This window comes from Psychrobacter sp. 1Y4 (assembly GCF_051847555.1).
The window spans coordinates 140799-152651 of the sequence record NZ_JBPYDE010000007.1; the positions used below are offsets into that span (position 1 = coordinate 140799).

The following is an 11853-nucleotide window of genomic DNA, read 5'->3' on the forward strand; positions in this document are numbered from 1 at the left end:
CGTTCTCCTTATTTCACTACTGGCTGTTGATGAGCTGCTGCTTCAATAACATCTACACCAACCGCCTGTGCGATTTTTTGATCAAACTCAGGTCGGAAATATTTAATCGCACTCATCAGTGGTTCCATCGCACCTGGCGCATGGGCACAGAAAGTTTTACCAATCCATAAGTCACGTGTTAAGCCCTCTAGTTTTTCCACATCGCCCACTTGCCCTTCACCATCGTTGATAGCGGTGAGTAGCTTAACGCCCCATGGCAGGCCATCACGACATGGCGTACACCAGCCGCAAGATTCGCGCTGAAAGAAAATCTCAAGGTTACGCAGCAGTGGCACCATATCTTGTGCTTCATCGACCACCATAATCAGTCCAGTACCCATGCGGCTACCGGCTTCTTGAATGGTGTCAAAATCTACTACCACATCTAAGTGATCAGCCGTTAAAAAGTCAGTCGATGCCCCACCTGGTAACCAAGCTTTTAGCTTTTTACTCTCGATCATACCACCAGCCAAATCTTCGATAATCTCACGAGCGGTATACCCAAATGGTAGCTCCCATAAGCCTGGATCGTTGACCAAGCCTGAGCAGCCAAATATTTTTGTACCAGGGGTTTTACTTTTGCCTTTAATTTCAGACAACGACTGATACCAGTCTACGCCATGGTTTAAAATAGCTGGCATATTACTCAACGTCTCGACGTTATTGACCACTGTTGGTCTACCCCACGCGCCAGAGATTTGCGGAAAAGGCGGCTTGGTACGTGGATTGGCTCGGCGGCCTTCTAAGCAATTGATAAGCGCGGTTTCTTCACCGCATATATAGCGTCCAGCGCCTGTGTGCACATGTAAATGAAAACTAAAATCTGAGCCTAAGATGTTGTCGCCCATTAGGTTGTTAGCCAAACACTCTTCGATGGCCGCAACCAAACGCTCAGCTGCCAAAATATACTCACCGCGGATAAAGATATAGCCATCGGTTGCGCCAATAGCGTGCGCAGTGATAAGCATGCCTTCGATAAGCTGAAATGGCAGACGTTCCATTAACAAGCGGTCTTTGAAGGTACCTGGCTCCATCTCATCAGCATTACAGATAAGATAACGCGGCAAACCATCTGGCGGTGACATAAATGACCATTTTAGGCCAGCATTAAAACCTGCACCGCCGCGGCCTCTAACATTGGCCGCCTTAATCATATCTTCAACAGCTTTAGGGGCTTTATTTAAAGCTTGTTTTAGGCCAGTAAAGCCTTCTAAAGACTGATACGTCGTCAAATCTAATACAGCATCGTGATAAGCTAAGCGCCATGTTAATGGCTTGGTTTTGCTATTGGCTGTAGCTTTGTCACCATAAATTGGCACACGCTGATCATTAAGCTGGCTTGGTGCTTGACCTTGACGACGGCGAGCGATCTGCTCTGACAGTGTTAATCTCATGCGTATAGCTCCAATAACTGTGCGACCTCGGAGGGCTGAATAGGACCATAAGTGTCTTCATCAATCAGTACAGCTGGCCCTTTATCGCAATTACCCAAACAGCAAATTGGTAGTAAAGTAAAACGGCCATCAGGTGTCGTCTGACCATATTCGATACCAAGCTGTAATCTAAGCTCAGCTGATAATGCTTCATAGCCAGTCAAGTAGCAGGCAACAGAATCACAAATTAAGATGACATGGCGACCAACAGGCTGACGATAAATACGATTAAAGAAAGTGGCAACCCCGTCCATGTCTGTCACTGGTATGTCTAGAATATTGGCGATTGCATTTACTTGCGCGTCATCTACCCAGCCGTTGCGTTTTTGTACGATCTTTAATGCATCTAATGAGGCTGCGCGAGCATGTGGGTAATGGTGCATAAATTCATGTATCGCTGCAATCTCCTCGGTAGTGAGGATGCTGGCCACATCTACTTTTGGCATTTTGTCGGAAACAATTTTCATAGTCTTCTATCTTTCCTCAATCATCACGCTTTACCACACTACAAGGATATTTTATTGCGATTGGCGTTATTTTAAGACGTTACCAAACTTGGCATACCGCTTAGCAATAACGCATTGATTAACTTATCTTTTTCAATGTTTTATCGATCACAGTCTGCCATCACAATATCAATTGATGCCAGATACATAATGGCATCAGATACCAATGAGCCGTTAATCACAGAAGGCATTTGCTGCAAATGTGCAAATGTTGGGGTACGAATACGGGTTCGATAGCTCATTGTGGCTTTGTCAGACGTTATGTAATAACTGTTCAGACCTTTGGTGGCCTCCACTATCGTTGTACACTCGCCCGCTGGCATTACAGGACCCCAAGATACGGATATAAAGTGGTTAATCAGTGTTTCAATGTCATTCAATGTACGATCTTTTGGCGGTGGTACGGCTAGTGGATGGTCAGCCTTGTAAGGGCCTTGCGGCATATGATCCATACATTGTCGAATAATGCGTAACGACTGACGCATCTCTTCGACTTTGATCATACAACGGTCATAAGCATCGCCGTTGTAACCAATAGGTACTTCAAAATCAAAGTTTTCATAACCCATATAAGGACGCGCTTTACGCAAATCAAAATCCACACCCGTCGCACGTAGACCAGCTCCAGTAACGCCCCAAGCTAATGCTTGCTTGGCATTATACTGCGCAACGCCTTGGGTTCGTCCTTTTAGCACACTGTTTTGTAGGGCTGCTTTGACATATTCATCCAGACGCTTTGGCATCCAATCTAAAAACTCACGAACCAGACGTTGCCAGCCGCGCGGTAGATCAGCAGCTGTACCTCCAATACGGAACCACGCTGGGTGCATACGATAACCCGTCACAGCCTCGATAACGTCATACGCTTTTTGGCGATCGGTAAACATATAAAACACAGGGGTCATACCACCTGCATCCTGAATAAAAGTACCGACAAATAGCAGGTTATTAGTAATGCGGAAAAACTCACTCATCATCACGCGAATGGTCTGCGCCCGATCTGGTACAGTAATACCCGCAAGCTTTTCGACCGACATGATGTACGGTAACTCATTCATCACCCCACCAAGATAATCAATACGATCGGTGTAAGGGATAAATGAGTGCCATGTTTGGCGCTCTGCCATCTTTTCAGCGCCACGATGGTGATAACCGATATCAGGAATACAATCGACCACCTCTTCACCATCAAGCTGCAATACAAGTCTGAATGCACCGTGAGCAGAGGGATGATTGGGACCGATATTTAGGAACATAAAGTCTTCATCACGCCCTGAGCGTTTCATGCCCCATTCCTCTGGCACAAAACGTAGGTTTTCTTGTTCATACTGCTGTTTGGCAGTGTTCAAGAAGTACGGCGTAAATTCGGTCGCACGTGCATGGTACTCTTTGCGCAGTGGATGGCCTTCCCAATATTTAGGCAACAAGATACGAGTCAGATGTGGATGACCACTAAAAACGATGCCAAACATATCCCACACTTCGCGCTCATACCAGTTGGCATTTGGCCAGATATTAGTGGCGCTCGGTAAACTTAAATCCTCTTCGCTCAGAGCAACCTTAATACGTACATCACTATTACGTTCAAGCGACATGAGATGATAAAATACGGTAAAGTCACTATCAGGTAATCCGGCCCGATGCTGACGCAGACGCTCATCTATCGCTGATAAGTCAAATAACATGACATAGGGCTTTGGTAATTTACGTAAGAATAAAAGTACATCAAGCAAATCGGCACGCGCCACCCAAACCGTTGGAATATCATCAACAGTCTGCTGCACGACAAACTTACCTGCATAATTGTGCCCCAGTTCTCTAATAACTGCAGGTACAGACTTTATCTTAGAATCTTTGTTTTCGACTACCGTGACCATGAATGATACATTCCTTCATTAATCATAACTAAACGATGTTAATCATAATCAAACTATGATAAGCGTATGCGCACTTCGCATTTTTACGAGTTATTTACGACTGACCAAACCAATACATACTATAAAGTCTGGCCAAATATAAGCAGTACTAAATACTATCTGGACTACGCAAGTTTTTTACAGCGATACGATCTGCTTGTTTACGGTCGCGTTCAGGGGTCATTTGTGGCTGATAGATACCCTGATCATTAACGTGAACCCCTAGCGGACGCCGCTCATGAGTAATAGACTCTTGCAATAGCATAAGACCTTGAATCAATGCCTCTGGACGCGGCGGGCAACCTGGAACATAAACATCAACAGGAATAATTTTATCGACACCTTGTACTACTGAGTAGATATCATACATACCGCCAGAGTTGGCACATGCCCCCATTGAGATAACCCATTTTGGTTCAAGCATTTGTTCGTAGAGACGTTGAATGACGGGCGCCATCTTAATAAAACAAGTACCTGCAACGATCATCACATCTGCTTGTCGAGGCGAGGCACGAATAACCTCTGCACCGAAGCGTGATAGATCATGAACCGCAGTAAGTGTTGTTGCATATTCGACATAACAGCAAGAAGTACCAAAGTTAAATGGCCACAGTGAGTGCTTGCGCCCCCAGTTTGCTGTTGAATGAACCAGATCTTCTAGGCGACCCATAAAGACATTTTTATTGACTTCATCTTCGATAGGGTCATTGACCGTTTGGCGAGACTGTGCAGGATAGGTATCTGCATCAGGGTTGGCTTTTGTTAATGTGTATTTCATAACATACAACCTTTATATTAAGCAAAGCTGGCTAATCAACTTACCATCACTATTGCTATAAACAAAATAGTTAACGTTTATTTTTCTCTTGCTGAGCAGCTGCTGCAAAATCTACAGACGTAATATTACCTGTAGTATTGATATGGTCTATGCTTTGTAGATGGCGACGATTGGTTTCAATGTTGTTTGAAACATTGACTTGTCCCGAAGATTGCGCAGGTATTTTACCAGTAGGGTCTACCATCAGCTCATGAGTACCATTGAACTTGGTAATATCAGCCAGATTAAAGCCTGCTGGTGCAGCGTAAAGACGCTCTTTTTTACGGCGTTTATCGGCAGGTGCCCAATTCATCGCACCCAAACTCAGCTCGTATACCAAACCGATGATTAAAATACCAATAAACACAGCCGCCGCCGCAAACCCAAGCCAACTGGCTTCACGAACTGAGACCGCATAAGCATACAAATACAATGCTTCTAAATCAAAGATAACAAAGAAGATAGCCACCAAATAGAATTGGGCAGACAAACGAATACGGGCATTGCCAGATCCGACAACGCCCGCTTCAAACACTTCTTCTTTTTGTAAACCCTGAGAGCGACCGCCAAGTAAACGCGGCACGACCAGCATAAAAACGACTAGTCCTATAGCGGCTAGAATAAAGGCGACTGCTGACCAATTAAAAGCAGACATGATAATACGTGCTCCTCACCCAATCTAGTGTCATAAATAACGCAAACCATTGTTCTACAAAGAATAATAGCATAGCATTACCTGACGCAGACGAAAACACAAAGACTGTGCTGGTAACAACCAATTATCAAAATTATTGACGACGGTATAAGACGATACCAACCGTAAATTTATCTAAGTACTAAAAACAGTAAAGCAATCTACTGATCTTCGATGTTGACACTCAGAACAGAGACACTGATAGTCTTTAGCTATGCTATCAGACAAAAACTGTAGCATATCTAGATAAAGGCTGGTCATCAAATCCATCTAATAAGGACGCAAGATAAATTTATTAAATCAATATCATATTTAGACATTTAATTGATTTAATAACTCATTACGCGTAATCAACAATGGTATGACAACTGGCATAAACTGTTTGCTCACTATACGCATATCACCCATTAAAAGCCAGTTTTTAACAGTATTATGTAGTCATTTTATATGCTACAAAATATGTATTTTATAAAACAAAATGTGCTATCCACTACTAAAACTATAGCAGGACAGATCGTTTGATTGACAGTCCAATATTAGTGGAAAAAATCCTGAACAATGTAGTCAAGAATCAAGAATCATAACTGATCTATCTAAATATAATAGCACTATACAGCAGAGTATTTGACATGCGTGGCAAGACTGCGAGTATTGTAAACCAAATACATCCAATTGCAAACTGCCCATAGTGCTACTTTAAATAAACATTGCTATGCGTGGTGTTGCTATAGGGTTTTTAGTCAATAAAAAAGAGGTAGATCCAAGTAATGGACTACCTCTTTGTCAATAATAAAATTATAAATCAATCAATACTATCGTCTTGCATCAATTGATTATTGGTTGATGACATCTACCCCTTTTGGCGGCGTAAATTTAAACTGACTGCTGCTGACACTTGGGTTAAGCTTGATGTCATTAAACTTAATTGATGTGGTTTGTCCAAGTGTATCATTTAATACCATCATGACCGGTTTACCGCCACTAAAGCTTACAGATAGATTTTTAAAGCTAGCATCACCGGTTTTAGGATATAACACGTAGTAATTTTTGTTTTCGTACGGTTGGGTCACTTTAAAATTTTTATCAATTTTACTTGGATCACCTGATAACAACAATGCTGGCGTATTGCCTACTTGACTATCTACGCCTTGTTTGGTTGCTTGCTCCAAGTCTTTATCATAGATCCACATTGAGTTGCCATTTGCAACAATCAACTGTTCTGATGGTGACTTGGTTTCCCAGCGAAAGTTATTTGGACGTTGAACACTCATTGAACCTTTAAACGTGCCATTGGTTGCGCCTTTAGTCGTTTGAGTAAAGTTGGCAGTCATGCTTTTAGTATTGGTTAACAGCTTGTTTAAACGTTTGGCTGCGACCAAATTGTCAGCAGGGGCCGCTGTCGCAGATTGGGTCAATGCCATCATTGGCGCTGCAACACCCAACGTGGTCATTAATACACCAGTCAGTGCGCCGCTCATCATTTTTTGTTTTACTGTAGTAGATTTTACTTTAGTAGATAAAGTCATGATTTTTCCTCTCGTAGTAAAAATAAAATATCAATGAATATAAAAGTTAGATCATCGCGTTTTTGTTGTGTTCATCTATTGCACAAGATCATGTGCAGTGTGAGTTATCGCAATAAGCCTATGAATATCGTAAGTATACAACTATATAATTATAACAATATTTAGTAGTGATCTAACCGTCAGTTATCAGCTGCTTGTTTGTTTAATATCGCTTCAACTCTCAACAAAATAGTACTAATAACCAATGAGCACAGTGTGCCAGTTTTTTTATTACACGCCTAGTCTTCAATTGCAATCAATACTACGCCTGCCATACGCGCTTGTAACGGCAGTAGTTACACTACTCTACCCTTTCACTACTTTATTCTGTTAATTAAAAATAAAAGTAAGCACAAAAAAAGCTCCTATTACCAATCAGTAATAGGAGCTTTTATATGTAACAAACTACATTATTTACAAATAATAAAGTAGCTTATGCTTTAAAACGATAATTACTCGCCTTCAACCATTACATAGCGACGGTTAAATTTACCTTTAGTCGCAAACTTTACTACACCGTCATTTAGTGCAAATAAAGTATGGTCACGACCCATACCAACGCCTTCGCCTGCGTGGAACTCTGTACCACGTTGACGTACAATGATGTTACCAGCAGTAATAGCTTGGCCACCAAAGATTTTTACGCCGAGCATTTTTGGGTTTGAATCACGACCGTTACGGCTCGAACCGGCAGCTTTTTTATGTGCCATGAGAAAATCTCCTTGTTAATATAATTTATCGCTATTGCGATACATCTTAAGCAGTTAGTACGCTATTTAGCATCAATAGCTAAACTGATAACTACGCGTTAATCGCTTTGATTTTTAACAAGGTGTACCATTGGCGGTGACCTTGCTCTTTATGATAATGCTTACGACGGTTGTGCTTGATGATACGGATTTTATCACCGCGACCGTGCTCAACCACTTCAACTTCTACGCTTGCACCATCTACAACAGGCTGACCAATTTTGACGTTATCACCATCTACAACCATCAACACGTCTTCAAACCTAATCGTCTCGCCTTTTTCTGCTTTTAACAATTCAACTCTTAAAAGCTCATCGACGACTACACGATGCTGTTTACCACCACTTTTGATTACTGCGTACATTGTCTGACTCCGTTTAACCCGTGTGCCGTGGCTGATATCATACCAACGCTTCGACGACGAACACGACAGGGAAAAATTAAAGGCAAGATTTTACGGCTTTTTGCTCATAAAAGCAAGCCACCTATCTTGTTTTTGAAAGTTGGTGATATTTACTCAATGTCTTGGTACTGTGTATTTTGACAATGAGCTGACCAATTTATGTAAGCAAAAATTTTACAAAATAAACCGTATTAGCAATTATGCCAACGATTAGTTTAAGCTTAAGTACCACTATTATAACTTATACAATCAGTAACTTACAATGCATTATTAACACCCGCTTTACTTTAACTACCGATTTGATAATGTAGCTATGTTACTATAAGCATGCTGATAGTGTTATAAGAGACGGCTATCAAACGATTTTTTCTATCTTCTATTAATATGACTATTTACTATGACGACCACCTCTTTATCGAACACCTTAACCACCTCTTTATCTGCCCCAAGTTATGCCGATATTCAAAGTATCGTTGTTGATGACTTTGAGATCATGGATAAACAGGTGTTTGGCAGTCTTAATTCAAAAGTACAGCTTGTTATGAGCGTCTCCCAGCATGTGATCAATGCAGGTGGCAAACGTATGCGTCCATTAATTACCCTATTATGTGCGCGTATGCTTAATGACGAGCCATCACGCGAAGCGATGCATTTGGCAGCCATTACTGAGATGCTGCATACGGCAACTTTGGTACATGACGATGTGATTGATGAGTCAGGACAGCGCCGAGGCAAACCGACAGCCAATGCCACATGGGACAATGCGACAGCCGTTTTGGTTGGAGATTATCTCATTGCCCGTGCCTTTAATTTACTAGTAAGTTTTCAGAGTTTACCGTTATTGCAGCTATTTTCGGATGGTACCTGTGATATTGCTGAGGGGGAGGTTTTACAGCTCCAGCATCAACACAACCCTACTGCTACTGAAGCCGACTACCTTAATATCATAGACGGCAAAACATCACGGCTATTCATGATGGCAACTCAAGGTGCCGCTATTCTGCAAGAGCAAACGCAGTATTTATCTGCATTAGCAGACTTTGGACAACACTTTGGTAATGCGTTTCAGATTATCGATGATGTGCTCGACTATAGTGGTGATAGTGAAGTGATGGGCAAAAACCTTGGTGATGATTTGGCAGAAGGTAAGCCAACTCTACCCACAATCAAAGCGCTTGAACTACTCAAAGACAGCGATACAGAAGGTTATGAGCAACTGCGTATTGCCGTACAGACAGGCAAAACGCCAAATGCAGAACAGCTCATAGAATTGGTTCGTAGTTCAGGCGCGTTAGACTACTGTAAAAAACGCGCGCTAGAAGAGACAGCCTTGGCGCAGCAGGCACTAAACACGCTACCTGACAACCGTTATCGTCATGGCTTGTATCAACTCACAGAGCTTGCCAGCGCGCGATTGCTATAGTTAGTTCTGTGTCATCTGTACTATCAACTGACAAAGGCAACTCTATTTCTAAGTACTATTTAGTAGTTGAACCGTCCAAACTCTACCTAAGTAGCGATTTGGACGCTATTTAAATAGAGTTTTTTAACGACTATTGCATTCGAAACTAACAAGCTAAAATTAACCTTTTTAAAAATAACAGGTTATCGGCATCGTTACCTTTCTTTAAGTTTCATAAATATTTGCAGTATTATAATCATGTAAAGATTGTTTTGATAATTTGACGATGCTCAATCAATAACCTTCTATGAATGCTTCATGTATCTTTTAAGGTTAAAAATCGTTTTATGTGTTGCTAAAACTACATTTTTACTGCCTACATCATATCTTTTAATCAAAATCTCATATATGTATGTAAAAATAACTTCTATAACAAAAAAGCAACACTATGTCACGCTATCAATAATGCTGTGTTTTAATAGGTCTTATCTCTTGTGATGCTTGTCTCTTCAACGTTTGTACAGCTCATAAGAAGAAGTATAGCTTTCCTTTGCAAAAGATCTGTTTTTATTAGCTTGACTGTAGGGTATACCCTATAGTTTATAATACGGCACTAAATTTACTTACCAACTTTTATTGTTTGGTTGTTCTTAGTGCTAAAACCTCGCCTGCATGTTTTTATGATTTAATTTATAAGATATAAATCATGTATGACCACATAGAATATAAGTCGGTTCAGCTTTTTATGCGGTAAGGTTTACATTATACATTTACTCTATATTAGTCATTATGATGGCTCAAAGAAACAGTTACTAGTCGTAGCATCTACATTCGTGTGACGTTACGATGCACTATTAAAATTTTATCTATACCGTACCTATATTATTGACGAGGACATTGATGAAGCACTCTACTCTAGCGCTTGTAATAGCATCTGTACTATCTGGAGCTGTACTGGTTGGCTGTGACAAAAACGAGGACTCAGCAGATGCCGCCGCACAGCAGCAGATGCCGCCAGCCGTCGTCAACGTCCAGACTGTCACTTTCGACACCGTACCTCAAGTACAGACTTTTTCTGGACGTACCACAGCTTACCAAACCGCCGACGTCCGTCCACAGGTGAATGGTGTCATTGACGAAGTACTATTCCGTGAAGGCGGTAACGTCAAAAAAGGTCAACCGCTTTATCGTATAAACACTGACAACTATGCCTCTTCTGTCACTAGTGGACAAGCAGCGGTACAGCAAGCACAAGCCAACTATCAGACATCATTGGCCAACAATGCCAATGCTAAAGCTGAACTAGCAAGCCGTCAAGCATCACTTGCTCAGGCTCAAAACGACCTACAACGTCTACAAGGATTGGTCGATATAGATGCCATCTCTAAGCAGCAATATGAGCAGGCACAAACGCAAGTGCGTACAGCACAAGCTGCCGTACAAAGCGCCGCGGCAGCGGTTGGACAGACCCAAGCTGGTATAGAAAGCGCCAAAGCTGGCATCCAAACGGCAAAAGCTGGACTAGAAGCCAGCACCTTAGATCTTAATCGCACCATTGTACGTGCGCCATTGACTGGTCGTACTGATCGCTCTAGCGTCACCGCTGGTACGCTGGTCAGTGCAGGACAACCAGATCCGTTGGTAACCATTTCACGTCTAGACCCTATCTATGTTGACATCAGTCAGTCATCTTCTGAGCTTTTGAAGCTACGTCAACAAATATCTGAAGGCAAAGTACAGCCAGGAATGAACTCGGTTGAGCTGGTACTAGAAGATGGGTCAGTCTATCCAGTGCGCGGCAAGCTTGCACTATCTGAAGCAAAAGTTGATGAATCGACAGGTGCAGTTACTTTGCGAGCTATCTTCCCAAATAGCAATAATATTTTGCTACCAGGTATGTATGTGACAGCACGTCTAACCCAAAGTGTCATTACTAATGCAGCACTGGTACCACAAAGCGCGGTCATGCGTACGCCTAAAGGTGATACGCAGGTCTATATCGCTGATAAAGATAACAAAATCCAAGTACGTCCAGTCACTATTAATGGTACTTACGATGGACAATGGGTTGTCACTGATGGTCTAAAAGCGGGTGATAAAGTGGTTGTGATTGGCGGCTCGAAAGTCAAGCCTGAGCAAGAAGTAGTGGTCAAGCCATTAGAGAGTGCCAATTCAGCCCCTTCAGCTCAAGACACTGCTAACGCTCAAACCCCACAGCAAGCGGCAAAAACGATGGATGAGAAACCATCTGATAATGATACTTCTAACGAAAAATCAACAGAAGCCGCTGCTAACTAATTCCATTCAAAGATAGGAAGACTTAGGGATA

At 42.0% G+C, this 11853-nt stretch carries 10 protein-coding genes; 2 read left to right on the forward strand and 8 right to left on the reverse strand.

All coding sequences use genetic code 11. The features are described 5' to 3' along the window. Window positions 1-8 precede the first annotated feature (8 nt). The 8 genes from nuoF to rplU all read right to left on the reverse strand — a co-directional run bounded on the left by nuoF (window position 9) and on the right by rplU (window position 8083). Window positions 9-1433: an NADH-quinone oxidoreductase subunit NuoF gene (gene nuoF / locus ACS8FC_RS08040; RefSeq protein ID WP_439296415.1), complete on the reverse strand. Its 1425-nt coding sequence runs from the start codon at window positions 1431-1433 to the stop codon at window positions 9-11. Continuing rightward, the gene (gene nuoE / locus ACS8FC_RS08045) at window positions 1430-1939 is read right to left on the reverse strand and encodes an NADH-quinone oxidoreductase subunit NuoE (protein WP_299219096.1); all 510 of its coding nucleotides are present in this window, start codon (window positions 1937-1939) and stop codon (window positions 1430-1432) included. Before nuoE ends, nuoF begins: the two co-directional genes overlap by 4 nt. 140 nt (window positions 1940-2079) lie before the next feature. Next, window positions 2080-3855: an NADH-quinone oxidoreductase subunit C/D gene (gene nuoC / locus ACS8FC_RS08050; RefSeq protein ID WP_439296416.1), complete on the reverse strand. Its 1776-nt coding sequence runs from the start codon at window positions 3853-3855 to the stop codon at window positions 2080-2082. A gap of 148 nt (window positions 3856-4003) precedes the next feature. Then, window positions 4004-4672 carry a NuoB/complex I 20 kDa subunit family protein gene (locus ACS8FC_RS08055; protein WP_299219093.1) on the reverse strand — a complete coding sequence of 223 codons (669 nt, stop codon included), beginning with the start codon at window positions 4670-4672 and terminating at the stop codon, window positions 4004-4006. A gap of 70 nt (window positions 4673-4742) precedes the next feature. Next, the gene (gene ndhC, locus ACS8FC_RS08060) at window positions 4743-5366 is read right to left on the reverse strand and encodes an NADH-quinone oxidoreductase subunit A (protein WP_439296417.1); all 624 of its coding nucleotides are present in this window, start codon (window positions 5364-5366) and stop codon (window positions 4743-4745) included. Window positions 5367-6238: 872 nt separating this feature from the next. Further along, window positions 6239-6931 carry an outer membrane lipoprotein chaperone LolA gene (gene lolA / locus ACS8FC_RS08065; RefSeq protein ID WP_439296418.1) on the reverse strand — a complete coding sequence of 231 codons (693 nt, stop codon included), beginning with the start codon at window positions 6929-6931 and terminating at the stop codon, window positions 6239-6241. A 491-nt stretch (window positions 6932-7422) separates the two neighbouring features. After that, entirely contained in the window at window positions 7423-7680 is a 258-nt protein-coding gene (gene rpmA / locus ACS8FC_RS08070) for a 50S ribosomal protein L27 (protein WP_068034744.1), read from the reverse strand. 91 nt (window positions 7681-7771) lie between these two features. Beyond that, entirely contained in the window at window positions 7772-8083 is a 312-nt protein-coding gene (gene rplU, locus ACS8FC_RS08075) for a 50S ribosomal protein L21 (RefSeq protein ID WP_439261238.1), read from the reverse strand. Between the two features lie 436 nt (window positions 8084-8519). Here rplU and ACS8FC_RS08080 point away from each other — a divergent pair, with 436 nt between their 5' ends. After that, window positions 8520-9545, forward strand: coding sequence for a polyprenyl synthetase family protein (locus ACS8FC_RS08080; RefSeq protein WP_439261240.1), 1026 nt, complete (start codon window positions 8520-8522; stop codon window positions 9543-9545). Window positions 9546-10424: 879 nt separating this feature from the next. Continuing rightward, window positions 10425-11822 (forward strand): efflux RND transporter periplasmic adaptor subunit, encoded by a 1398-nt coding sequence (locus ACS8FC_RS08085; RefSeq protein WP_439296419.1) that lies wholly within the window; start codon window positions 10425-10427, stop codon window positions 11820-11822. The last annotated feature ends 31 nt before the right edge of the window (window positions 11823-11853 follow it).